The organism is Tissierella sp. QWL-11 (assembly GCF_058683765.1).
The window spans coordinates 539791-565692 of sequence record NZ_CM178750.1 but is presented as its reverse complement, the minus strand read 5'-3'; the positions used below and the strand labels follow the sequence as shown (position 1 = coordinate 565692).

Sequence of the window (25902 nt, the reverse complement as noted above, 5' to 3'; positions counted from 1 at the left end):
CCTTATCACCCTGCAAAGTTTTCTGATACTCTCTTTAACATTCTTCTTATAGGAAGATCATAAGGACATCTTTCTTCACATATTCCGCATTCTGTACAGTCAGATGACTTTAATTCCATACTATCATATCTAGATTTTGCCCATTCTTGTAAATTATATCTAGTATAGTATCCTTCCATTATAAATTGAGCTGGTATATCTATACCTATGCTACAAGGAGCACAGTATCCACATCTTCTACAAAATTCTTCACCTAAAAGGGATGCTTCTTTTAATAGTAACTCCCTTTCCTCATCTGTTAATACTTTGCCATCTATAGCAGGTCTTGTATTTTCTTCTATTTGTTCTACAGAATCCATGCCTGGAATTGCCACAGTTACATCCTTATTCTCCAAAATAAATCTTATGCACAATTCACCCTTAGGAATAGCTCCACCTGCTAATGGCTTCATTACTATAACGCCTATATTTTTAGCATTGGCTTTTTTAAATATCTCTCTTCCTTGAGTTTCTACTGGATTATAGGGATATTGTATAGTGGAGAAATAATCCGTATCCAAAGCTATATCAAGTAAATCTACACTATGGCTTGTGATTCCTATTTCTTTTATAATTCCTTTATCCTGGTATTCTTTAATAGCCTTATATGCTCCATTTTCACCCATTATCATATCTAATTCTTTCTCAGATTTTACATTGTGAAATTGAAATAATTCTATATAGTCTGTTCTTAAATTTCTTAAACTTGTTTCAAATTCAGCTTTTACTCCATCATAGGTTCTTGCCATAGACTTAGTAGCTAAAATAAATTTATCTCTACCAAACTTTTCTAGGGCAGCTCCTAATAGACTCTCACTCTCCATATATCCTCTAGCTGTATCAATAAAATTTATTCCCCTATTGTATGCTTCTTCTATTAGTTCATAGGCTCTATCTTCATTTACTCTTTGAATGGGAATACCGCCAAATCCCACTGCTGAAACTTCAAATCCTGTTTTACCAAGTATTCGCTTTTCCATGATTCTCTCCCCTTTTAATCTTTTATTATCTTAACTTTACTATATTTACAGAAAAAAGTAAATATACTGTATTTATCTATCAAATTTTACATATCTAAAATTTAAAGGGTAATATTTACACCAAAGTATTTGGAATAAACATCACCCTTTAAACTATTGAGATATTATCATTTTTAAAAATATATCCACTATATTCGGATCAAATTGAGTCCCCCTATTTTTTCTTAATTCTTCAACTGCATATTCTTTACTAAATGCTTTTCTATAGGGAGTATCATTTATCATATAATCGTATGATTCACATATAGAAAGCATTCTAGAAGCTAGAGGTATGTCATCCCCTTTTAACCCCCCTGGGTATCCTGATCCATCCCATTTTTCATGGTGATGGAGAATTACCTTTGATATACTCATCATCCCATGAATAGATGTTAACATATGATAACCCACCTCTGGATGCTTACTTATCTTTTCTCTTTCTTCTTTTGTGAGAGGAACAATTTTTAACAATATGTTTTTATCAATTGAGATTTTGCCTATATCATGGGTAATTGCTACTTTCTCTAATTCTTCTAAAGTCAAATCATTAAAATCCATTTCTTTTGCTAATTCTTTTAATAATTCATTAACTCCTTTAGAATGTTCTGACTCACTAGAATTCATTAAATAAAGAGATATCAATGCCTTTTCAATAGTTTTATTTCTCATTTCTTGACTTTCTATCAATTTATTTGTATACATTTGATCTTCCGAAGTTTTATATATAATTGCTATATCCTCTTCTACACTGTATTTTGTACTTGATCCAAAGGATACAGAAATCTCTATATTAGACGACTTTTCTCTATCAAGTTCTCCTTTTATCCTATTTATAATATCATCCGATTCTTTTTCCCCTGTATTTGGCAGGATTATGATAAACTCATCTCCACCTATCCGCGCAATAATATCATCTTCTCTACAGGCTCTTTTAAAGGCCTTTGAAACCTTTTTCAAAAGATTATCCCCTTCTGTATGTCCAAAGCTATCATTTATTAATTTTAAACCATTTACATCTGCCATTACAATTGTAAGGGGAAGACTTCTAAACGTATCTAAGCGATCTAGTTCTTCTTCAAAAAATCTCCTATTATATAGTCCAGTAAGTTTGTCATGTAAACTTAAATACTTTAATTCTTCAGATATTGTCTTTTCATTACTTATATCTACTATTACACAAGCTATATATTCAATATTATCTAAAGTGATAATATCCATAGATAAATTAGCATAAAACTTTTTGTCTTTGTTCTCCATATACACACTCACACTAGTAAATGCCTTATCTCTTTTTAAAGTTTCTATACTAAGAAGAAATTTAGAAATATAATCTTTATTTATATATTCTTTAAAAGACCTGCCTAAAATATTTTTTCTTCTTTCATCTACAGCTCTTAAAAAAGCTTTATTATATACCCTAAGATTTAAACCACAATCCAAAATTACATATCCTATAGGTGCTTTTTTAAAAAGATCTCTATAATTCCTATCCTGTGAATTAATCATAGCTATCCCTCATTTATATTTTTTGATATATACTATTATCTTCCTAATCTAAATCTTATAATTTGAGATATTGCCTTTACTCTTAAAATTATACACAATATAAAATATGAAAGCCCTCCAATAATTACAGACAATATTAAAGTTATCATTTGAAATATTTTCATATCTGGAAGTAATGTACCAAGTTTAAAATAAATAAGATATACAATTAAACCCATTACCAAAGAAGCTAATAGGGTTTTCAAAAAAGTAAAAACTATATTTTTCATTCCGATTGGTCCAAGTTTTTTTCTTAAATCTATGAATAATAGAAGGGTAGTTACTGTAGCTGAGATACTTGTAGCCAATGCCAAGCCATCATGAGCCATAAATCTTATAAATATAAAATTTAATACTATGTTTATAGCTACAGCTATAACTCCATTTATCATAGGAGTTTTTGTATCCTCAAAGGAATAAAAAACTTTGTTTAACATAAGCCTCAAAGAAGCACCTACAAGCCCTATTGAATAGAATACCAATGCACTACTAGTCATAATTGTAGCAGTAGAATCAAAAGCTCCCCTTTGGAAAAACAACTCTACTATAGGATTTGCAAGTATTATCAAACCAAATGTAGCAGGTACTGTCACTACTAGTATTATATTTAACCCAAGTGACAATGTTCTTTTTATATTTGAATTATCTTGATTTGAAAAGGCCTTACTTAGCATAGGAAACACAACTGTAGTAATTGCCATAACAAATACAGATATAATTAAATCATTTAGTCTTTTGGCATATGTAAGAGCAGATATACTTCCTGTAACTAATTCTGATGCTAATGTTTTATCCACTATAGCATTTATTTGATGAACCCCGGAACCCAAAAGAACTGGTATAAACAAATGAATTGTCTTTTTAAGATTTGGATCTTTAAAGTCTATATCTAATGTATATACATATCTTGAATGAATTACTGCTGGAACTTGAATTAAAACCTGAGTAAGAGCAGCTAATACTGTAACTAGCATTAAATATTCTATATTTCTTCCACTACTTATAAAAAAAAGAAATACTAAAAATACAAAATTATAAGGGATACCCATTATAGCATGAGGTCCAAATATTTCGTTGCTTTGTAGATACCCTGAAAACACATATGTAAAACCTAAAAAAATTACAATAGGTAATCCTATCCTATTTAATCTTACAGCTAAATCAAACTGTTCTCCTTCAAAACCCTTTGCAAGAACTTTAATAATTAGAGGCGATGCTATAAAGGCAATTATTGAAAGTAATACTGTTGTAAAAAATACTAAGTTCAATATATTATTTAAAAATCTTCTCATTTCATATTTACTATGTTTTTCTTTAATCCCAGAAAAGATGGGTATCAGAGTTGTATTTAAAGCTGCACCTAATGCCCCTATAACTATGACAGTGGCTGTCATTGCTACAAAGTATGCATCTGTTTTCTCGCCTGAACCAAATCTATAAGCTATCATTATTTCTCTAATAAATCCTAGTCCCTTGCTTGCTAATGTAAAAACTGCAATCATTAAAGCAGACCTTGCTATATTGTTCTTTTTTTTCATAAAATCCCTCTTTATATTATTGTCTAAAAGTATTATACCATAAAATAAGACCTGAAAAGTAATACAATCTCTCAGGCCTTATTCTTTAGTTTATTAAATTTTATTGTAACCATCCAATATGAAATTATATGGCATATCTCCCAAATCCTTTTTGTCTATTTCTAAGCTAATAGTCTTGTAAGTAATAACTTGTAACTGTATAGAATCCTTTTCAGGTGGTTTTATATCGAAGTTGATCTTATGTCCATCCTTTGACCTAACTATATGGCTAACTGACATATTATATCCTGGAGTGGGAAATTGTTTTGTTATTGTAACTAAGACTTTTTCCTCTTGTGGAATTACTGTTATCTCTTCTTCCCCATTAAATGTTTGTACAACTCCTAAAGTTTCAAAAGATACTGTATCCATAGTTTTTAATACCTCCCTTGCTCTTTGCAAGATTATCACTGCCTCTGCTTGAGATAGTCTTCTCTCAGGAGAGAATTCGGTATTCGTATCTCCCTGTATTATCTCTAATTTATAAAGCATCTTTAATAATTCTATGTTACTTTCATCCATAGTATTAGTATCTTTAAAAGGAATATCTACATTTTTATCAGCTAATATGCCAATATTTTCTAATTCACTCCCTAAAATATTTACCATCTTTTCTCTAGATAGAAAATCCTCATTTAGTATATCAGTAATTTTATAATTGTGGTCTTGAAAAAGTAGTGATATAGACCTTGAAAACTGAGCTACTGTAATGTGATTATTAGGTTTGAATTTGGAAAAATTCTCCTCAATTAAATAAGGAAAATATTTTTCTGCGAAATTTTTTTCTATAATCTGTTTTGACCAATGCTCTTCTATGCTTTTATCAAAATTAGCATAAGCTATAGAAGAGCTTAAAACTATAATTATAATTAAAAAAACACTTATTCTTTTCATATGTATTCCCCCTCTATACTTATCTATTATATACCCTATTTGTACACTATATATATTACATTAAGGTTACAAATTATATCCAAATCCAGGTTATGTAAATTTTTGTAGAATTGTGATATAATAACAATTATAAAATAATAGTTGGTGATAATTTGAAAAACAAAAGTTATAATGAGATAGATCCTTTTTTAGTCGCTTTAAAAATTGCTGCTATATACCTTTTTATATCTCTAATTGGCACATATTTTAGTAATAAGATTTTATTAAATATCTACAAATATGACTTTGATCTATATGTCCATTTTCAAAATCTTAGATCGTATACCTTTGTTATATTTGCTTTTTTTATAATTTTATTTTTGGTATATAAAAATTTAAATAGAATAAAAACATATGAAGAAACTATAAAATCTAATTTAAAAGAAATTTATCATAAAGAAATTGACTTGTACCAAGCTGAATATAGAATAAACAATCAAAAACATCTTATAGATAATATTGTTAAATCTGCTTCGCTTTTAATAATGTCCTTAGATGAAAACTTAAATATAAAAAATATAAATGGAAACTTGGAATTATTCACATCTTTAGATAAAAATGAAATTTTAGGCAAAGAAATAAATATTCTTTTTGAATCCTCTATAGACAAAGAAGATGTTTTAATTGGGAATATAAAAAATATGGAGTTGAAAATATTATCAAACTCAAATGAAGATAAGTATGCCTTAGCTAATATAAGTTTAAAAAATAATAATAAGAAAAATAAACTAGAGTATACGGCAGTTCTTATAGATATAACACAAAAAAAATTATTAGAAAAGCAAATTCACTACCTAGACTATTATGATGCCCTTACTGATTTACCAAATAGAACTTTTTTAGAATTAAAGTATAAAAATTTAAAAAGCAAAAAGAGTTATAAAGATAAACCTTTTGCTTTTTTGTATGTAGATATAGATGACTTTAAGCACATAAATGAAAGCTTATGCCATCATGCAGGAGATGTTTTCTTAGTCTATATGAGTAAATTACTTAAAAGCTCTATTTCTAAAAATGACATTTTATCTAGAATTACTCAAGATGAATTTGCAATTATTTTAACAAATGTAAACTCTAAAGAAGATATAGAAAAAGTAATAAGAAAAATATATAAAAAAATTGAAATCCCTTGGAAATTTAATAATGTTGAATACAATGTAACTGCTACTATAGGAGTTACCATAGCCCCCTATGATGGAGATGAATTTGATATACTATTAAAAAATGCACATCTAACATCAGAATATTTAAAGAGCAAAGATAGGGGAAACTATCAATATTATTCTAAAAAATTAGAGGCTATTGTACTGGATAGCTTAAATATAATCCATGAAATAAAAAAATCAATTGCAAATGACGAATTTGTACTACACTATCAAACCTTCATGAATTTAAATACAAATGAAGTTATAGGAGTTGAGTCACTAATAAGGTGGATTCATCCTGAAAAAGGTATGGTTTCTCCTGGAAAATTTATTCCAATTATAGAGAAAACTGTTTTAGCCTATGATTTAATGAATTTTGTAGTTGAAAAAGCATTAAATCAAAAAAGACAATGGAATTTATCAGGGGTAAATGTACCTAAAATTTCTATAAATATATCTTCTAAATCTTTTTCTAAAGTAAACTTTAATTTATTTATGGAAAACTCTATTAAAAAATATGGTCTTAAAAATTCTGAAATAATTTTAGAACTTACTGAATCAGGATTTACAGATAATATAAAAAACATCGAAGAAAATATTAATTATTTGAGAAATATAGGGATTAAGATAGCTATGGATGATTTTGGAACTGGATATTCTACACTTTCAAGACTTAAGACAATCCCAATAGATTATTTAAAATTAGATAAGAGCTTCATAGATAATATGACAAAAAATAGCGAAGAAGAAGCTATGGTAAAATCAGTAATCTCATTGGCAAATACATTTGGATTAATTGTTGTAGCTGAAGGAATTGAGACTGAAGAACAATTTAATCTTCTAAAAGAAATGAATTGTGACTTAGGTCAAGGTTATTATATTTCAAAACCAGTTTGTTCAGAAAATTTAAATAGTAGTTTAGTTAAATATAAATAATTATTTGAGACTGTAAAAAATTTTATGCTTTAGAGATAAAAATAGTCTCCAATATAAAAATAAGATATTTAATTGGTTAAAAACAACATTTAAATATCTTATTTTTATCTTTGCATGTCAACTTTTCGTTATACTTTAACTTGCTAAATAAAGCTTCTTTTCTAAAAATTGATCTGACGAGAAAATCAATTTTGTCTTTGAAACTTTTAATAGCATAGGATATTCCTTTTTCTACATACTGAGATAATCTTCTTACCCATTAACTGCTTTATATACTTCGTTAAAGTTTTTAGAGAATTCTTTTAAATAATCCCTCTGTAATATAAAATTTGACTTATCTATCTCTTCTTGTATTTTCTTTGACCTTTCTTCAAATTCCTCTACATCTAGTTTTTCTCTAGTGTGTCTGTTTATGGCTCTACTGTGAGCAAATACTCCATCCCTTGCTATTTCAAATAATATATCTTCATCTATAAATGAACCCTTTAGCATATAGGTTTGTGGTTTTACTAGGTTTTTGCCTTCATAATTATTTAAATCTCTACCAAATACTAAGCCCTTAGTATTATCATAGCCCATTATATTGGAAATAGTAGGATAAAAATCTATCATACTTCCTATATTTGAGACTTTTTCCCCTAATTCTTCTCCTGGCACATGGATTATTAAAGGAACATTCATCATTTCATCAAAGTCATATTCCCTATTTAATAGTTTGTCCATAAGTTCACTTTCTTCTTGAGCAGCAGATATTCCAAAGTGATCTCCATATATAGCTATTACAGCATCCTCATATAGTCCCTCTTCTTTTAGCTCTTCTATAAATTCACCTATAGCTGCATCTGTATAGTGAACTGCTTGAAGGTAATTTCCTATCATATTATCTTTATATTCCTTTTCGATATCTAAGACTTGATATTTCTCAGGCATATTAAAGGGTGTGTGGCTAGTTAAGGTGATTAAAAAGGCATAAAAGGGATTTTCATCCACCTTGTCCATTTCTTTTAGATAATCTATGGATTGACTAAAAAAATCTTTATCCTTTATTCCAAATCCTATTATGTCATCAAAATCAAAGTCCTCTTGGGAAATAAACCTTTGAAACCCTTGACTTTCATAGGCAGTATTTCTATTCCAGAATTCCTTTTCGTATCCATGAAATGCCCAAGCAGTATATCCATTATCCCTAAGTAACCAAGGTAATCCATAAAATGTATTGTCAGAGTGGATACTATAAGTTGGTTCTTCCATAGATGGGTGAAGACTATTATGTGTTACGAATTCAGCATCCGATGTATTACCACGCCCTAATAGTTGAAAGTACTCATCATAATATAGTGTGGATTTATCTTTTGTAAGTTTATTTAAATTAGGGGTGACTTCTTCTCCACCTTGTTTTAAGTCTATTACAAAATCCTGTAGCCCTTCTACTTGAATTACTATTAAGTTTTTATCTTTTCCAATCCCAGTGTACTTTCCTTCCTTTAGACTAGCTCGTTCTTTAAGTTCATCTATATCTTCTTGGGACATTATATCTTCATTTATCCCTGTTTTTCCTATGCTTACTATCCTATCCTTTATATCTAATATGTGATAAGAAAATACTTCTTGTGATGTAACGGACTTAATTCCTCCCCTATTATATGTTACGAATAGTATCAATGCTAAAATTACTACTAGTGTACTAGGAAGTGTTTTCTTAGATTTTAGTCTAAAGTATTTTTTAAACTTCCTCTTTTTCATAGCATATATTGCAAAGGGGATATCCAGTACTAATATAAGTATATTAGGTTTTAAAAGCATTCTAAGACTCTCACCTACTGCTGTAAGTTGTCCCAATTGTTTTAATGCACGAACACTTGGCAACATATTAAAATGAGCAAAATATGTGCTATCAGCAAGTAACAATATTGATATAAATACATAAAAACTCAATACCTTATTGTATTTATTTTTCATTTTTGAATTGTATATCAAATTAATTATGATTATGGAAATAATTGTACTAATGAGTATTATATGAAACCTATAAAATTCTACCTTTATAAGGTAGGTAAACAGTGTAAATTTTAATGCCAATAATAATGTAAGTATCATAATTTTTACCTTTCTAATTGTTTATAAGATCCTTCGTTCCTCAGGATGATATCCCTGATTGGAACAAAGCTTGATTTCTCGTCCTAACTATCGAAAAAGAGAGAGAATTTTCTCTGATTCTGTATATACATCTATTCCTAAGCTATTAATTTCTTTAGGCAGATCTGTATTTGCTCTTTTTTTATCTAACACTACTCCAAATAATTTGTGTACTTTAAAAAAGTCTAATATCTCCTTATCTGTATAATCTTTATCAGAAATATTTAATAGAAGATTTTCATATCCATGGGAAGTAATGAAGTAATGTTCATCAAAACTATTTATTTCTACTATAGAGTCAGTTTTTAATTTATTGTAGCGATATTTTAGTTTTTCAAAGATTTCTGTTTTATTGTCATCTTTATTTCTAAATAGTATATGTGCGTCTTCATGATCTTTTACCCATTCTATAATTGAGTCTAAATCTAAAGAAGATGTTATATCTAATGCAAATATTCTATTCCCTCTTTTATATCCTTTAGTTAATTCTTCTATTATATCTTTGTTTTCCCCTTGGATGATTTTTAAAATTAGCTCTTTTTTATTTATCTCATCTTCACCTATACTATCAAGGTCTAATTCCCTATCCCCTTCTAGTAAAAGTTTTATTAAGTCATTTTTTAATATAAAATTAGACTTATTTATTTCTTCTATGGCCTTATCATAGACATCCCTATATTTATTTATATCAAGCTTTTCTCTGCTATTTCTATCCCATGCCCTACTATGATCAAATATTTCTGTTCTTGATATTTCAAATATAGTATCTTTATCTACAAAGGATCCCTTCCTCATTATAGTTTGAGGATTTACATTTGTATATCCTGTATAATTATTTAAATCTCTACCGAAGACTACACCTTTAATATTATCATAACCCATAATATTTCCTATAGTTGGATAAAAATCTAATTGACTACCTACCTTTGAGATAGTTTCTCCTAAATCTTCTCCTGGCAAATGAATTACTAAGGGTATATTCATTATATCATTATAATCATATTTATGTCCTAAGAAATCTTCCATAATATCACGTATTTCTTTGGTTGTATTTTGTATAGCAAAATGGTCCCCATATAAAGCTATAACACTATCTTCATATAAACCCTCTTCTTTTAATTCTTTTAAAAACTCTCCTAGAGCCTCATCAAAATAATGTATAGATTGAAGATAATTGCCAAGTAAAGTATCTTTGTGCTTATCTTTTAAATTTAATTTATAATATTTACTAGGCATATCATAGGGATTATGACTAGTTAGAGTAACCATAAAGGCATAGTATGGGTTTTCTACTTTGTCTAGTTCTTTTAAATAATCCATAGACTGATTGAAAAAATCCTTATCTGTGATTCCAAGTCCTATACTCTCTTCAAATTCAAAGTCTTCTTCAGAGATGAATTTTTCAAATCCCTGATTTTTATATGCCTTATTTCTATTCCAAAAATCCTTTTCGTATCCATGAAATGCCCAAGCAGTATATCCATTATCCCTAAGCAACCAAGGTAAGCCATAAAATGTATTGTTTTCATACTGTGTATAAGTAGGGCTTTCCATAGATGGATGTAAGCTATTATTGGTTACAAATTCTGCATCAGAAGTATTACCACGACCTAATAATTGATAATACTCATCATAATATAAGGATGATTTATCATGGATCAACTGATTTAAATTTGGAGTTATTTCTTGATCTTCATATACTAAGTCTACTACAAAACTCTGTAGAGCTTCTACTTGTATTACTATTAAATTTTTATCTTTTCCCAGCCCAGTATATTTTCCATCCTTTAATCTAGCTCTTTCTTTAAGCTCTAGTAAATCTTCTTTATCAAAATCTTTGTTAGAATTTGAATAATTATCCTCTTTAGAAAAACTATTTACTATATCTGTAAAGTGAAAACTAAATATCTCTTGTAATTTTATAGAATTGATTTCTCCACTGCTTATGGAGATTGTAAATAATAAAATAGTTATAAGAAAAGTAGATATTGGCAATAAAATCCTTTTTTTATTATTATACGAATTCTCTATTTTCCTATTTTTAAATTTGAAAAAGTATAAAAATACGAGGGGCAAATCTATTAAAAACAATAGATTTTTCAAGGTAAATAAACTCTTTACACTTTCAGATACTGCTTGTAATTGTCCTATTTGAGAAAACATCTTTACAGATGGCAAGGCATTAAAATATGAATAGTAAATTACATCTATCAACATTATAGTTGAAAAAACAGTATAAAAACTTATAAGTAATATATTTTTATATTTAGAATTCCACATGTCTATAATTGATAAAACAAATATAGATATGCAAATTGTTATAAAAAATACATGTATTTTATTCCACTGTATATTTGTCATATTTATAAATAATAGAGTTTTAAACATAGATAAAATTGAAAGTAAAATCAATGAATCACCTCATTTTAATAATTAATCTATTTTAGTTTATATTAATCCATAATCATTTTCAAGTTATGGAAAATTTTAAGAATCAATATATAATAATCAATATAGAAATAATTTATATTAAAAAGCTGCTGTCAAATACAATCTTGACAGCAGCTTAAATGAGCCTATAGACCCATTATATGTCTATTTTTTATTTAGTTTTCCAGTTATCTTCTGTATCCAACTTGTTTTTTTTAGCTTTTGCTGATCTAATTCTCCATTTTTTAGAAGTTTTATCTTTCCATTTTCAACTATTTTGCTATAGTATTTTTCTACTTCATTTCCAATTATAACTTGGAATTGTCCACCTTGGTAAAAACTACCATTTACAAAGTTTAATTCTTCTATTCTTTTACTATCTACTTTTTCCATATCACTTACTACAAATCTTAGTCTAGTTGCACAGTGAGAAACACTTTCTACATTGCTTTCTCCGCCTATATAGTCAATCAACATATCTATACCATTAGAAACCTCAGACATCAAAATCCTCCTCATATAATTTCCCCTGAGCTACTATCTATACTATATATATCCCTATCTCCATCGTCGATTATATTTTAACTCTCAGATATATACTTGTCAAGATATTGGGATAAATTATAAAAACGATTCTCAGGTTCAAAGTTTAAGAAGTATAATCACACAGAAAGAAATAGGTCTGTAAACTCGCTATGCTCAAACAGTACAGACCTAAACATTTTTTTCCTTAGTGAATACTTCTATTAAACTTTTCACATTCCGAGTCTTATTTTATAATTTATCCCTTGAGTATAGAAGAACACAACCCCTCTTATCAATTTGACAAGAGGGGTTTTAGTTAAAATGTTAGGGTTCCATTTTCATTTTTAATTATCTGTAGTATTTGTTCTTCTTTTCCATCCATTGCATTTATATAGATTATAAAGTCTGCATCCTTATATTTTCCTTTAAACTCATAGCACAATACCTCTTCTTTTCCTTTAGGAATTATAGCTAGTCTTTCTGAGTCAATTTCAAACTTCACTCTTAGTTTTTCACGGGCTTCATCTTGTGAAATAGCCGCTTTCCCAAGTTTTCTATTTTGATGATTTAAATAATATGTTGAGGCATCAAATCCTACTACCTCCCCATTATCAAGGGCTACTTTAACTTTAACTAAATCCGGATATATGGTTACATCATCTTCTTTGTATACAAAGTTAAACAACACAGATCCATCATATTCTAAATAATAGTTTGGCTCCATTGTTTTAAAGCCCTTTTCTTTTAAATATTTTATTGCATAGTCTTGAGCTTCTTCTATAGATATCTCCCTATTTGAAACAGCCCTAGGATTTGCCATCCATAATACTCTTCCACCTTTTCGAGAAACCCCCATATATACAGCCATATCCTTTTGAGCATTTTTTTCATATAAATTAAATGTATGAGCAGGTATTCTCAATTCATTTATATTTTCTCCCTCTTCAAAAGCCTCTATACCTTCTACTCTATCTTTTCCAAAGAAGTTCGTTGCCAATTCTTTAGCCTGTTCTAAAGAAGTAGGCTCTTCACTTAATCCTACTGGTTTTCTATTTATCATTTGATCTGCAAATGGTCCATCATAGATAAGCTCTGGAGTATCTCCCACTTGACTATCTAAATTTATCAAACTAGTTTGAAAAGCAGATTCATTTTCTGGGTTTTGATCTCTTCCCATAGTTGCTACTCCATAAATTGCACTTGAATCCTTCATACTCTCTTGTAAAATTGCCAATTCTTGAGTAAATGCAGCTGAATTATTTTGCAGATTAGAAAGAGTTTCCCTTTGTTCATCAGTTATATCCTGACCATCTAAATGCTTTTGTATTAAAAAATAACTATAGTCTGCTGCTTGAGTTAAGAACTTTTGAGTGTTTGCTATATCATTATGTGAAACTGGCATTTGAGCTAGTTTATCTTGAGCAAAATTAGCATCTGTCATTATTTTAGAAAAGAGAAGTATATTCCTCTCTTTAGTTGATGCTACCAATGATTTAGATAGTCCTACTTGGACACTCTCCACATGGTTCTTTACATCATAAAACAGTCTTTGATAGTGATTATCTAATGCTATTTCATAATCTATCTTATCTAATCTTTCATTATATCCCCATACTACTGATGCTAAAAGAAGTACACCTAGTACCACAGGGGCAATTATATTTTTTCTATTCATTATATCCTCCTTATGGTTTTAAATTCCAAACCAGTGTTTTCCTATCTTTAACATTACCTTTCTAGACCAAATCCATTTACTAGTTGCTGTAGCTGGATTCCAATAGTAAAGGCATCCATAAGTAGGATCCCATCCATTTAAAGCATCTCTAGCTGCCTTTATGGAGTCTTTATTAGGTGTTAAGTTGATCTGTCCATCTGCTACAGCAGTAAAAGCTAAAGGTTGATAGACTACACCTGCTATAGTGTTTGGAAAACTAGGGCTTTTTGTTCTGTTTAACACTATTGCAGCAACTGCTACTTTTCCAACATAAGGTTCTCCCCTTGCTTCTCCATGAATAGTCCTTGCAAGCATATATTCATCTGCTTTTCTATTTACTCCCCCACCACTAACTGCTGTGGACTGTGATTGAATACCTAAAGCTCTAGCCGTAGATGGACCTACTATCCCATCTACATTTAATCCATTCTTTTGTTGAAATCTTCTTACTGCCCTATAGGTTCTAGCACCATATATTCCATCTACCCATCCATCATAATACTTCCATCTTAAGAGCTTATCTTGAACTACTTTTACATCTTGACCTGTGACCCCCCAATAAAGAGTTCTAGGTGCAAAGTAACTACTATATCTACTTGCAGTTTTTACAATGCTACTAGGTTCATATACTTGGATAAATGTTAAAACCAATATAATCAAAGCTATATTTCTTATGGTCTTCTTTTTTAGTTTCAATTTAATCCTCCTTGAAATGTTTTTCTTATTTTTTGTATTATATTGATTTTTATACATATTAAGCTAAAATTTATCTTTAATCGTATCTACTAGCTCCACAATTTTTGATTTTACCTTAATAGGCTCCTCCTCATCGATTACAAACTCTTCCAGTTCAGGAGTTTCTACAGCTACAGAATGAGTTACATCTACAAAGCAAAGTGGAGGAAACATTACACACCACCAATTTTTACCTTGGGCTTCTCCTATTTCTATGAGTAGAGTTTCATATTCACCTTGAGGAAATACCATATTCCCATATTTTCTAATAGGGAATACTTCTTGAGCTAATGTTACATCTACTGCATAATCTTTACCTTCATCATCTAAAACATCTTTAGCTATATCTTTTATTTCTTCCATACTCTTTTTTATGATAGTTCTACTTTCTTCCAAAGTAGTGTCTTTATTAAATCTTTTATTCATTGTCTCTAGGACTTCATCTCTTACTTTTAATTTTAGCTCTTGATCTTCTTCTAAATCACTATTTGCTCTTACATGAAATCTTATTATTTCATCATTATTTTCCTTGAACAAATTTTCTTCTAACAATCTTTCTTTATCTATATAAGGGTTTATTATGTAGATAAAAGTTATAATAAAAAGTGATAATAGCAGTATAGTTTTTTTATATTTCATTTTTTTCTCCTCCTGTTTTTTAAGGCTTGTCTATTCTTATTGTGACCAGTTTAAGGAAATCTATACTAATTTATAATATTAAAACCTATTTTTCTTTTTTGTGATATAATATGTTAATAAAATTGGAGGGATAAAATGAAAAACAGAATGTTTATTTTAGTGTTGCTTCTACTTGTACTTGCTAATCCTAAATTTACATATGCAGAAAACGAAGAAGAATTTCAATCTCTTGATGCAAAAGCAGTTATACTAGAAGTCGAAAATGAAACTTTAGAAGATTTAGACGGAATAGTAGAGAAAGTACAAAATATAAAACTAGAAATTTTAACTGGTAAATATAAGGGAGAAATAGCAGAGTCTAGAAATTATCTTTCAGATAATATGGCCTATAATCTCATGGTTGAACCTGGAGATAAAGTCATAGTTATGATAGATGAATATGAAGATTATGCAGAGGTATTTGTATCAGATTATATAAGAGATAATTATATATACTATTTATTAGCCGCATTTCTACTACTAATACTCTTAATCGGAAAAATGAAAGGATTAAAAGCAGTAATAACCCTAGGAATAACTATATTTTTAGTTTTGAAAGTATTTTTACCAGGTATACTTAAAGGCATGAGTCCTATACTTTTATCTATTGGAATTTCTATCCTAGTAACCTTTCTTACCATAACCATAATTAGTGGCCTAAGTAGTAAAAGTTTAGCTGCAATTATAGGTACTATAAGTGGAGTCTTAGTTGCAGGGCTTATAGCTTTTTTTGTAGGTACTAAGATAAAGCTTACAGGTCTTAGTGGAGAAGAGGCAACTATGCTAATGTATACTCCCCTAGGTGTAGACTTTGATTTTAAAGGTTTACTATTTTCCGGTATAATACTAGGTGCCTTGGGAGCAATCATGGATATAGGTATGTCTATTTCCTCATCCATAGAGGAGATAAGTATTGCAAATAAAGATTTGAGTCAAAAAGAACTCTTTAAAGCTGGAATGAATGTAGGAAAAGACATAATGGGTACGATGACAAATACTCTAATATTAGCATATACAGGAGCATCTATACCACTATTACTGTTATTTATGGCTTATGAGACCTCCCTTACAAAAATTATAAATCTAGATGTAATAGCATCTGAAATAGTAAGATCTCTATCTGGAAGTATTGGATTGATCTTAACTATCCCACTAACTGCTCTTGTAGCAAGTATATTGATTAAAAGAAAAACTAATAAGTCTATATAGCCAACTGAAAATTCCAATATTAGTCATCCTGAATGTAGTGAAGGATCTTAGGACCAAAGATTCCTCACTACGTTCGGAATGACAGGAGTGGTATGTTCGGAATGACAGGATATGTTCGGAATGACAAAGCAAGCTCTTGTCATTTTGAAAGTCCTCTCCTTCTTATCTTTGCGTCCACATCAACTTCTATATCTATACTTGGAAACAAAATATCCCAATCGTCTTTTACCTGTTCCCAAATACTAGGATGGAATTTTCTTATATATTCACCTACTCCTATATAATCTACTTTTAAATCCTTTTGTAATTTTTCTATGGCTTGATATGTGAGCTCTTCTACCTTTTCATTTATCTTTCTTTGAATTTCTTTGACTTCTTTTTCCTCATCTATATGTTTATTGTGATCTATAATATATTGTTGAAGATGACACTCTACCTCCATATTATAAACAATGCTTAAATTCTCTTTATCTTGAAGCTTTCTTTTTAAGTTTATATTCATTATATGAATCGATAGATTTATCCCATCATGTTGTATATTTATTTCATCTTCCTTTATATCATTTAATAAAAGTCCTAAGCCTTTATTTATATTTGCATCTATATATCCTATAAATTCATAATCCTTAAAAACTGCCCCACCTTCAAATACATACTCATTTGCTTCAATTTTCCCAAAGGGAATAATCGAACTTTTTTTATTGTCATGATCATTTATAAAATCCATAACAGTCTTTTGAGTAAAGGCACTAGATTTTTGATTGTTTGTAAGAAGTTTATACAAAGTTCCCTCTACTTCTTCTTGAGATACAGCTTCTGGTATAGAGTTCAAAAAGTCCTTTGAACTATCTTTAACTAAAGTCATCCTTACGGCTTTATTTATTTGGAAATCTCTATTAAATCCATCTATTATACCCTTTATATCATCTTTACTTTTAGCCACTTCCTCTGATAAGACTAAGACCTTAAGGTGTTTTGTATATACAGGATTTTGCACCTTTTTAAACATTTTTTTTACTCCTGTAAATATAGAATCAGCCTCTACACTAGTTATCCTAAGTCTTACATCTTGGGTTCTATTTTTCCCAATAGCATTTATATTCGGAGATGAAAAAGTTATTATATATTTTCCTTCCTGATTTGCATTTAAATCTATACCTACAGAATACGGGAATTTCCTCTGATTTATCTCAATCATATCCCAACAGGCAGTAAGAAATATATTTGTTAAGATTAAAATTAATAATAATATTTTTTTCATTTTTTAATACTCCTTTTTATGCTCGCTACTAAAAGCAGTATAAACGGTAAAATAACTGCAGTTAATACTCCAGATAGATTTAAATATCTCCCCATTACTTGACTTATCTCTACATGATTTTCAGGCATTAGAGCGATCAAATATATTACAGGAATAAGTCCCCATACAAAATACTTATGAGACTTTGTCTTAAATATCTTAGAAAGAATTTTACCTGCACTAAAATACACAGGAGCCATAGTTGCAAAAATTACCAAAACCCACATTGACATTATAAGTCCATCTAAGTTTTCTAAAAAATATCCAGGTAAATCTACTGTTTTTACCAAGGTCAGAACAGGCCAAGTCTGCCTTTTCACTTGCTCTATACTGAACTGAGATATAGTTACTATAAATGTAGCTACATATATGAAAATTACAGTCATTAAACCAATGGAATTAAATTTAAAACTTTCCCTTCTATTTTCTAAATAAGGTATGGCAAATAACACTATTTCAAATCCAGAATAGGCGAAAAAGGAGGAATTTATACCCTTTGGTATGTCTTTTAATTCAAATTGAAATAAGGGAAATAGATTTGTAAAATCAGCTTCAGGTATTGAAATCAATACTATAATAACTGTAAATAAAACTATTATAGGATATATCATAAAACCCACTCTTCCAATTACATCTATTTCATAGCAAGCTATATAAGAAGTACTTATGATAAATACTAAAATTACTACTTCTATAGGAGTTGTTACAAGTAAAAATGATTTTATCATCTCACCGAGACTCCTAGATATAAAGCTTATAAAAAAAACTAGACTGGTTAAATATATGAGAAGATATATATTAAATAACACACTACCTATGGTTTCTCTTCCAATTTCAAAAAAATCCATATCAGGATACATTAAAAAAAGTTTTTGATATGCAAATAATATGGGAAATATAAGTAGTCCAGATATGATTATTATTAGCCAACCTGAAGATCCAAAGTCATTAGCTAATCGATTTGGCAGCTTAAATATACCTATTCCTATTACTATAGATACAAACATTCCCATTAACTGTATATTTGAAATTTTAGGATCTTTATTCATCTTTTTTCCTTCTTTTCATTCTTATTTTATCTCTTGGATAGGTAAATCCAGGACGTCTTATAAATTCTTGAACTGGAGCTTTAACCAAAGTGTCTTTTATATCCCCTTCCTTTACTCCAAGACCTGAATATGGTGAAGTATATGGAATTCCAAAACTATCCAATGTAGCAAGGTGGGTTATTAAGATAATTACTCCTATCATAATTCCATAAAGTCCCAACACTCCTGCTAAAAATATAAAGAAAAACTTTGACAATCTAAAAGCTGAAGCTAATTCATAAGAAGGTATAGCAAAGGTTGATATAGTTGTAAGCGCAACTATAATTATCATAAGTGGACTTACTATCCCTGCCTCTACTGCTGCTTGACCTATTATAAGTCCTCCTACTATGCCTATAGTAGTGCCTATAGGACCAGATATCCTAGTGCCAGCCTCTCTTAAAAGCTCCATGGTAAGTTCCATTAGGGTAGCCTCTACCACTGAGGGAAAGGGTACATTTATCCTACTTGCAGCTAAATAATAAATCAATTTTGAAGGTAAAATCCCTGGATGGTAGGCGCTAGTTGCTATGTATAGTGCCGGTGGTAGAAATGTAAACAATACTGCAAATATACGAATAATCCTCACTAAACTTGCCTCTGACCACCTAGTATAATAGTCTTCAGATGATTGTAGCTGTGTACCTATAGTTGATGGGGCAACTAATGTAAAAGGTGAATTATCCACTACTAGAGCGACCCGACCTTCATATAAAGATGCAGCTACGCTATCAGGTCTTTCTGTATTTTCTATCTGAGGAAATGGTGATAGGTAATTGTCTTCCATAAGACTCTCTAAAATAGAGCTGTCTAATATACAATCTATATCTATATTCTCCAGTCTCTTTTTCACTTCATCTAAAATCTTTCTATTTACTATATCATCCATATACATAAGTGCTATATCTGTTTTAGAGCGTCTTCCAACACTATACATTTTAACCTTTAAATTAGTATCTTTTATTCTCCTTCTTATCATAGTAGTATTAATCTTTAGACTCTCTACAAATCCATCCCTAGGACCTCTTATTACTGTTTCAGTTTGAGGTTCACCAATTCCCCTACTCATCCATCCCCTAGAATCTATTACTATCCCTTGATCTATTCCCTCTATTAATAATACAGCGTCTCCAGATAGAATATGGTTTATAATTTTTCTAAAATCTTGCTCTAAGACCAATTCTGCTGAGTATAGTCCTTCTTTTGATATGGCGTCTACAATTGTAGTTCTATATCCTTGTAGAGTTAGAGATTTTACTTCTTCTATTTCTAGTAAAGACTCTATCATATATTCTGATATGTAATTCTTATCCGCTAATCCTCCTATGAAAATTACGCTCATCCTTGTTCTAAATATTTCTCCTACCTCTATTTCTCTATAGGATATATCATCGCAATCTTTGAACACTTTTTTCATCTCAACAAGATTTCTTTCTATATCTTTACAAAGTTTATCCAAAATAAAAAAACCCCTCCTTTGTACCTAATAGGGTTACCAAAAGTTGGGGTTTATATACTATATTGTCTTTGTAATATAGACTTGCTTTGTCAATTTTAAAAGTCTTTTATATGCAAATTCTAACTTTTCCTTATCATCAAATATTCCAAATACTGTAGATCCACTTCCACTCATTAGGGTTCCCAGACTACCTGAGTCCTTCATAATATCTTGAATATTTTTGATAATAGGATATTTCTTTATAATAGGCTCTTCCATTTTATTTTTTAGATTTTGAGAGACTCCATATATGTCATCCTGTTCTAATGAATAAATTAAATCCCTTAGATCATATTTTTCTTTATTAGTATCTATTAAGCTATAAGCATAGGGTGTGGATATCTTTATGTCAGGATTACAAAGTAGTATTAACTTATCCACAAAAGGCTTAAGAGGTGTTAATTTTTCCCCTATTCCCTCTGCAAGAGCTGTACCTCCCATTAGACAAAATGGAATATCTGCACCAATTTCCCCTCCGATTTCCATTAGCTTTTCTTCACTCAAATTTAAATTCCACAGCTTATTTAGAACCCTCAAGGTCACTGCTCCATTTGAGCTACCTCCAGCTAGGCCTGCTGCAATAGGAATATTTTTTTCAATCTTTATATGGATTCCTGTACTAGTTTTTGAAAAGGGCTTTAAAGATTCCCAGGCTCTATACACTATATTTTCTTTATCTGTGGGAACATCAGGATTATTAGTCTGTATTGTGATGCCTTTTTTTTGCTTTTTAAATACGAGTCTATCAAAGAAGTCAATACTTTGCATTATGCTTCTTATTTCATGATAATTGTCAGATCTTTTATATAAAATATCCAAAGCTAAATTAATTTTTCCATAGGATTTTACAACTATCTCTTCCATATTGTCTCCTTGTAAAATTTGACATGAAAGTATTATACCATAAAACCCTATGTTTTTATAGTTTACAATTCTAAATCCAATTTTTTCTCTATAATTATTTTATCTCCAACTTCCATTTTATAATCTCCATCTAAATTATTTGCATCTAGTATTTCTTCTATAGTAGTATTATATCTTTTTGCCACATCCCAAAGTATATCTCCTTTTTGTACTATATATATAGTTATACTAGGCTTATTCCTCTTATCTATAATTTCTCCAGTTTCTTCTATGTTTTTTATACAATATATGATTTTGTCCTTATTGAAAGATAAATCATATGAAATATTACTTTCAAGTGACATCGATTCTTTTTTCAAGATATAGTTCGTCTCTTTTAAGCTACAATTTAAATCTATTAAATATTCCTCACAAATTTCATCTACAGGGAAACTAGACTTAAATGGAAGGACTTCCCTAAGCATTGAAAGTTCATCACTAGATTTATCTATATAATATATATTAGTATTTAGTATTCCATCAATTATAATTTCACCATCTAGATATCTTTTGTCAAGTATGTTTTGGAAAACCTCTATATCTAATATTTCCTTAGCATCAATATCTATATCAAAACTCTTTATATCATCATAATGTATATTATCTATATTTTCTTTTAGGTTTATTTCTTCTTGTTCTAATAAAATATTTTCCTTAGTAGAATATATATCTACTATAAGGTTCCTAGAAGTGTTCTTATAGACATCTGTTGTCATTTCTACATTTAAGTTTACGTCTACTTTTTTCAAATCTCCAAACTCATCTTCTAAAACTTCATAATTTCCATCTTTAACCTTTAATTTAAGTGTATTTTCTAAATCTCTATATACTCCCTCCATCTCTATAAAATGATTAAATGGTATGGATTCTTTTACTGTATATACATCTTCTTCACTCAAGTATATTATAGAGATTAGAACTTCACCGGATACAATTACCCTATCCTCCGCTACTACACTTTCTAATTCTTTAGCATTGGCAGAAAACTTAAGTATTTTTTCTATAGGTGGCTTTGTTTCATCTAATGCCAAAGTATCTTTTATATATTCATAGGAAGTTTCACTTCCAAATACTTCCTTGTACCTTACTTCCTTTTTTAAAGACTGAAGATCATCTTTACCTTCTATATCTTTTATCATTTCTAATTTTTTAGTTTTGGTAGCTTTTCCATTTAAATTTACTACTGCTCTTAGATATATTTTATTTTCCTCTATTTCTTCTTCTATATATTCTATATGAGTGTCTATGTCAAAAGACATACCTTCAGCTGCATCTTCTATCTCAATTTCTTCTTTAAAGTCACTTTGCTCTTCTAGTGTATATAGTGTACCCTCCGAATCTTTATACAATAAATTAAATTTAACTAATCCGTTCACCAAAACCCTATTTTCTAAGATCTTGCTGCTTAAAATATCCACCTTTGGATCTACCCATATAAGATTTTCTATATGACTATTTCCAGTATTTACATAGATTTCCTTTTCTACTAATACTTGATTTTGCTCACTTTTTATCAATTCTTCCATCTTGATATTTTCTTTTATAATTTCAATGGACACAATATCACCCCTATAAGAATCTTTTAGCCTTATAAAGATATATATGAAACCATAAGTTATTTTATGCGCAAAAAAACTGTACTATTTTTTAAAAATAGTACAGTTCTGTTAAGAAATTTTTGTCTGATTTTTTCCTTCGTTGCAAACAGTAACTTCTACTGTAGAAGTTAGTACATCTGAATAAGTGTAGGATACTCTTCTAGTACTCTCATATTCATTTGAAATTTTTACAACAAATAAGCTGGGGTATGCTGATTCAAGTATGCCTTCTCTAATGGTCGTTCTTTTCCTACCTTTATTCGCCTTTAATATAACTGTCTTCCCGATACATTCTTTTAAATCTTCACGAATCTTATTTACGCTATTCATATCTATAAGATAGCCACCTTCCATTAGTTTCTCTCCTAATTATCCAGGATCCAGAAACAGTGTATTTACACCCATAGATAAATTATAGCATCAAAAAAAGATTTTGTCAAGTAACAAAATATTATACTATTCTAATGTGAATTTGTCAATGAAATATGCAATAATCTTTATTTAAATAAACTTAATAATTTTTGTCTTTACTTATGTGTTTTAATACTATATGTGAAGCAGTGCTGTGGCAATAGAAAAATATATAAGCAAAGCTAAAGAATCCACTATAGTTGTTATAAGTGGTCCCGCCATTATAGCAGGATCCAAATTAAACTTTTTAGCTATAAGCGGAAGTACTCCTCCTATCATTTTAGCCATTACAACTGTGGCTAAAAGGGTTATAGAAACAGTAAGTGCAACTGCAATATCCACCTTGTCTAAATATATATTTTTAATAAAATTTACTAAAGATAAAATTACTCCTACTATTATACTTATTCTAAATTCTTTAAATAATACTTTCCATTTATCTTTTAATGTTACTTCTCCTACTGCTAAACCACGAATTATAAGAGTAGAAGATTGGTTTCCAGAATTTCCTCCTGTGTCCATTAACATGGGAATAAAAGCTGTTAAAACCACTACAGTACTAAGAACTTCTTCAAATCTACTAATGATACCACCTGTAAGTGCTGCTCCAACCATCAATATAAGTAACCAAGTAACTCTTTGTTTTGCTAGAGAAAACACACTAGAGTCTAAGTATTCTTCCTCAGATGGAGCCATTGCAGCCATTATTTGAAAGTCTTCTGTAGCCTCTTGCTCCATTACATTCATTATATCGTCTACTGTTATAATACCAGTTAATCTATGTTCTTTATCTACAACAGGTAGAGCTAAAAATCTATATTTTATAAATATATTTGCAACTGTCTCCTGATCATCGTGAGTGTTTACAAATATAATATCATCTTCCATTAAATTTCTAACTAATTCATCTTCATCTGAAACAACTAAAGATCTTAAAGATACTATCCCCTCAAGGACTCTCTTCCTATTTGTTACATAACAAGTATATACTGTCTCTTTATTTAATCCAGTTTCTTTTATATGATGTAGTGCTTCTTTTACTGTCATGTTTTTTCTTAATTCCACATACTCTATAGTCATTAAGCTTCCAGCAGAATCTATAGGGTATTTTAAAAATTGATTTATAAGTTTTCTCTCATCTTGTGTTGAATTAGTTAAAATTTTGTTTACAATATTTGCAGGCATCTCTTCAATCAAATCTATCATATCGTCAAAAAATAATTCATCTAATATGTGCTCTAACTCTTTATCTGTAATTGCACTTATGATTTCTCTTTGTTGATCTACTGAAAAGTTAGCAAATACATCAACTGCCAAATCCTTAGGTAACATTCTAAATATAAGTAAAGTTGTATTGGGGTCTAGTGGATTTAATATCTCCGCCACATCTACATCCTTCATTTCAGAAAGTTCTTTTTTAAGGATTACATATTTTTTTTCTTTAATTAAGTCTAATATTTGTTCTTCTCTTAATGGACTATTATCCAAGACCCACACCCTCTTTCATATATTAGTTTTAAGCTAAATAATCTTTACTACTTATTATATCACAGCAAGGTCATTTAAAGCAAAAAAAATAGGCCTAAGCCTATTTTAGCAAGATGCTCCTCCTCTATCTGGAAGAACCACAAATCCTTTTCTCAGCCAACTATCACTATAATCTACAGTAAACGCTCCATATATATCTTCTAGACCCTCTTCTACTATAAATTCAAATCCTTCAGATGATACTTTAGTATCTCCATCTTTTAGCTCATCCAGAGCTAAACCAAATGATGGACCGCCTCAACCATGGCCTGCAACATATATTTTTAGTGATTTGTCAGTATTTTTTGTCTCCAAGGTTTTAGTTAATTCTTCTTTGCCCCTATCAGTTACAATGATCTTCACAATATCCACTCCTTTTATTTTATTATATACATACCCCAGGCGGGTATCATATAAACATAATACATTAAATCTTATTTTAAGTCAATAAGATTTAATATATTATTCTATGAGGGAAAATTATATTGTGTCACATCTACATTGCTCTTCCTGGAATTATTGCATCAACTATTCCCAATACTATAGCACCTAAAAGGGCTCCTATTACTGATATATTAAATCCTACTACAATAAATTTAGTTAAATATAGTATTATTGCAGCAACCAAAAAACCTGCGATCCCTCTACCAAAAGGTGTAGCATCTACTCCTGTAAACTTTTGTACTAAATGATCTAAAACTCCAATTACAATTGCAGCAAAAAGAAGGCTTCCCATACCATCAATAGTAAAACCAGGTGTGAAGTATGCTGCTAATGCAATTACTATTGAAGTTACTAAAATTCTTAAAAGCATTTCTCCTATATTAAAGTCTCTTTCTCTGTCTGGATTTTTATTTTTATCTTCCATAATACACCTCCATCTATAGTATTCTCCCAACTAATATTAAATTATTCAAATAATAAATTTAATTTTACAAATACTATATTTGTACTGG

The 25902-nt window shown here is 29.5% G+C and carries 21 protein-coding genes; 2 read left to right on the top strand and 19 right to left on the bottom strand.

The features are described 5' to 3' along the window. Nucleotides 1-5: 5 nt before the first annotated feature. The 4 genes from AC4PG3_RS02710 to AC4PG3_RS02695 form a co-directional block, all read right to left on the bottom strand. Nucleotides 6-1019 carry an aldo/keto reductase gene (locus tag AC4PG3_RS02710; RefSeq protein WP_492197548.1) on the bottom strand — a complete coding sequence of 338 codons (1014 nt, stop codon included), beginning with the start codon at nt 1017-1019 and terminating at the stop codon, nt 6-8. A 153-nt stretch (nt 1020-1172) separates the two neighbouring features. Beyond that, nucleotides 1173-2564, bottom strand: a complete 1392-nt coding sequence (locus AC4PG3_RS02705) for a sensor domain-containing diguanylate cyclase/phosphohydrolase (protein ID WP_492197547.1) — start codon at nt 2562-2564, stop codon at nt 1173-1175. 35 nt (nt 2565-2599) lie between these two features. After that, nucleotides 2600-4141 carry a murein biosynthesis integral membrane protein MurJ gene (gene murJ, locus AC4PG3_RS02700; protein ID WP_492197546.1) on the bottom strand — a complete coding sequence of 514 codons (1542 nt, stop codon included), beginning with the start codon at nt 4139-4141 and terminating at the stop codon, nt 2600-2602. A gap of 93 nt (nt 4142-4234) precedes the next feature. Next, on the bottom strand, nt 4235-5074 hold the full coding sequence (locus AC4PG3_RS02695; protein WP_492197545.1) for an S-layer homology domain-containing protein: 840 nt from the start codon (nt 5072-5074) through the stop codon (nt 4235-4237). A 152-nt stretch (nt 5075-5226) separates the two neighbouring features. On the opposite strand from AC4PG3_RS02695, the gene AC4PG3_RS02690 reads away from it, so the two are divergent. Continuing rightward, nucleotides 5227-7194 carry a sensor domain-containing protein gene (locus tag AC4PG3_RS02690; protein WP_492197544.1) on the top strand — a complete coding sequence of 656 codons (1968 nt, stop codon included), beginning with the start codon at nt 5227-5229 and terminating at the stop codon, nt 7192-7194. A 252-nt stretch (nt 7195-7446) separates the two neighbouring features. Here AC4PG3_RS02690 and AC4PG3_RS02685 read toward each other — a convergent pair whose 3' ends face one another. From AC4PG3_RS02685 to spoIIR, 6 genes are all read right to left on the bottom strand, one after another. Next, nucleotides 7447-9291 (bottom strand): LTA synthase family protein, encoded by a 1845-nt coding sequence (locus AC4PG3_RS02685; protein ID WP_492197543.1) that lies wholly within the window; start codon nt 9289-9291, stop codon nt 7447-7449. Nucleotides 9292-9378: 87 nt separating this feature from the next. Further along, nucleotides 9379-11742, bottom strand: coding sequence for an LTA synthase family protein (locus AC4PG3_RS02680; RefSeq protein WP_492197542.1), 2364 nt, complete (start codon nt 11740-11742; stop codon nt 9379-9381). A 183-nt stretch (nt 11743-11925) separates the two neighbouring features. Further along, nucleotides 11926-12264, bottom strand: coding sequence for a PTS transporter subunit EIIB (locus tag AC4PG3_RS02675; RefSeq protein WP_492197541.1), 339 nt, complete (start codon nt 12262-12264; stop codon nt 11926-11928). A 337-nt stretch (nt 12265-12601) separates the two neighbouring features. Continuing rightward, nucleotides 12602-13960: a germination protein YpeB gene (gene ypeB, locus AC4PG3_RS02670; RefSeq protein WP_492197540.1), complete on the bottom strand. Its 1359-nt coding sequence runs from the start codon at nt 13958-13960 to the stop codon at nt 12602-12604. A gap of 18 nt (nt 13961-13978) precedes the next feature. Next, a complete protein-coding gene (sleB, locus tag AC4PG3_RS02665) occupies nt 13979-14695 on the bottom strand; it encodes a spore cortex-lytic enzyme (RefSeq protein WP_492197539.1) in 717 nt (238 codons plus the stop codon). A 63-nt stretch (nt 14696-14758) separates the two neighbouring features. After that, nucleotides 14759-15373 carry a stage II sporulation protein R gene (spoIIR, locus tag AC4PG3_RS02660; protein ID WP_492197538.1) on the bottom strand — a complete coding sequence of 205 codons (615 nt, stop codon included), beginning with the start codon at nt 15371-15373 and terminating at the stop codon, nt 14759-14761. 135 nt (nt 15374-15508) lie between these two features. On the opposite strand from spoIIR, the gene AC4PG3_RS02655 reads away from it, so the two are divergent. Then, nucleotides 15509-16621: a YibE/F family protein gene (locus AC4PG3_RS02655; protein ID WP_492197537.1), complete on the top strand. Its 1113-nt coding sequence runs from the start codon at nt 15509-15511 to the stop codon at nt 16619-16621. Nucleotides 16622-16760: 139 nt separating this feature from the next. On the opposite strand, the gene AC4PG3_RS02650 is transcribed toward AC4PG3_RS02655, so the two are convergent. The 9 genes from AC4PG3_RS02650 to AC4PG3_RS02610 all read right to left on the bottom strand — a co-directional run bounded on the left by AC4PG3_RS02650 (nt 16761) and on the right by AC4PG3_RS02610 (nt 25814). Beyond that, nucleotides 16761-17882 (bottom strand): Ger(x)C family spore germination protein, encoded by a 1122-nt coding sequence (locus AC4PG3_RS02650; protein WP_492197536.1) that lies wholly within the window; start codon nt 17880-17882, stop codon nt 16761-16763. Next, on the bottom strand, nt 17879-18970 hold the full coding sequence (locus AC4PG3_RS02645) for a GerAB/ArcD/ProY family transporter (protein WP_492197535.1): 1092 nt from the start codon (nt 18968-18970) through the stop codon (nt 17879-17881). The genes AC4PG3_RS02650 and AC4PG3_RS02645 overlap by 4 nt, the downstream gene beginning before the upstream one ends. After that, nucleotides 18963-20468, bottom strand: coding sequence for a spore germination protein (locus tag AC4PG3_RS02640; protein ID WP_492197534.1), 1506 nt, complete (start codon nt 20466-20468; stop codon nt 18963-18965). The genes AC4PG3_RS02645 and AC4PG3_RS02640 overlap by 8 nt, the downstream gene beginning before the upstream one ends. A 57-nt stretch (nt 20469-20525) precedes the next feature. Beyond that, entirely contained in the window at nt 20526-21371 is an 846-nt protein-coding gene (ispE, locus tag AC4PG3_RS02635) for a 4-(cytidine 5'-diphospho)-2-C-methyl-D-erythritol kinase (protein ID WP_492197533.1), read from the bottom strand. Between the two features lie 62 nt (nt 21372-21433). Further along, nucleotides 21434-22969 carry a DUF3794 and LysM peptidoglycan-binding domain-containing protein gene (locus AC4PG3_RS02630; RefSeq protein WP_492197532.1) on the bottom strand — a complete coding sequence of 512 codons (1536 nt, stop codon included), beginning with the start codon at nt 22967-22969 and terminating at the stop codon, nt 21434-21436. Nucleotides 22970-23077: 108 nt separating this feature from the next. Further along, complete coding sequence (locus AC4PG3_RS02625; RefSeq protein WP_492197531.1) at nt 23078-23362, bottom strand: Veg family protein; 285 nt, start codon at nt 23360-23362, stop codon at nt 23078-23080. 192 nt (nt 23363-23554) lie between these two features. After that, entirely contained in the window at nt 23555-24907 is a 1353-nt protein-coding gene (mgtE, locus tag AC4PG3_RS02620; RefSeq protein ID WP_492197530.1) for a magnesium transporter, read from the bottom strand. Nucleotides 24908-25012: 105 nt separating this feature from the next. Further along, the gene (locus tag AC4PG3_RS02615) at nt 25013-25309 is read right to left on the bottom strand and encodes an iron-sulfur cluster biosynthesis family protein (RefSeq protein ID WP_492197529.1); all 297 of its coding nucleotides are present in this window, start codon (nt 25307-25309) and stop codon (nt 25013-25015) included. A 133-nt stretch (nt 25310-25442) separates the two neighbouring features. Beyond that, a complete protein-coding gene (locus AC4PG3_RS02610; RefSeq protein WP_492197528.1) occupies nt 25443-25814 on the bottom strand; it encodes a phage holin family protein in 372 nt (123 codons plus the stop codon). Nucleotides 25815-25902 lie beyond the last annotated feature (88 nt).

Coding starts and splice junctions, on each gene's coding strand:
- AC4PG3_RS02710 (WP_492197548.1), bottom strand. CDS start 1,019: ATGGAAAAGCGAATACTTGGTAAAACAGGATTTGAAGTTTCAGCAGTG.
- AC4PG3_RS02705 (WP_492197547.1), bottom strand. CDS start 2,564: ATGATTAATTCACAGGATAGGAATTATAGAGATCTTTTTAAAAAAGCA.
- murJ (WP_492197546.1), bottom strand. CDS start 4,141: ATGAAAAAAAAGAACAATATAGCAAGGTCTGCTTTAATGATTGCAGTT.
- AC4PG3_RS02695 (WP_492197545.1), bottom strand. CDS start 5,074: ATGAAAAGAATAAGTGTTTTTTTAATTATAATTATAGTTTTAAGCTCT.
- AC4PG3_RS02685 (WP_492197543.1), bottom strand. CDS start 9,291: ATGATACTTACATTATTATTGGCATTAAAATTTACACTGTTTACCTAC.
- AC4PG3_RS02675 (WP_492197541.1), bottom strand. CDS start 12,264: ATGTCTGAGGTTTCTAATGGTATAGATATGTTGATTGACTATATAGGC.
- ypeB (WP_492197540.1), bottom strand. CDS start 13,960: ATGAATAGAAAAAATATAATTGCCCCTGTGGTACTAGGTGTACTTCTT.
- spoIIR (WP_492197538.1), bottom strand. CDS start 15,373: ATGAAATATAAAAAAACTATACTGCTATTATCACTTTTTATTATAACT.
- AC4PG3_RS02655 (WP_492197537.1), top strand. CDS start 15,509: ATGAAAAACAGAATGTTTATTTTAGTGTTGCTTCTACTTGTACTTGCT.
- AC4PG3_RS02650 (WP_492197536.1), bottom strand. CDS start 17,882: ATGAAAAAAATATTATTATTAATTTTAATCTTAACAAATATATTTCTT.
- AC4PG3_RS02645 (WP_492197535.1), bottom strand. CDS start 18,970: ATGAATAAAGATCCTAAAATTTCAAATATACAGTTAATGGGAATGTTT.
- ispE (WP_492197533.1), bottom strand. CDS start 21,371: ATGGAAGAGATAGTTGTAAAATCCTATGGAAAAATTAATTTAGCTTTG.
- AC4PG3_RS02625 (WP_492197531.1), bottom strand. CDS start 23,362: ATGGAAGGTGGCTATCTTATAGATATGAATAGCGTAAATAAGATTCGT.
- AC4PG3_RS02610 (WP_492197528.1), bottom strand. CDS start 25,814: ATGGAAGATAAAAATAAAAATCCAGACAGAGAAAGAGACTTTAATATA.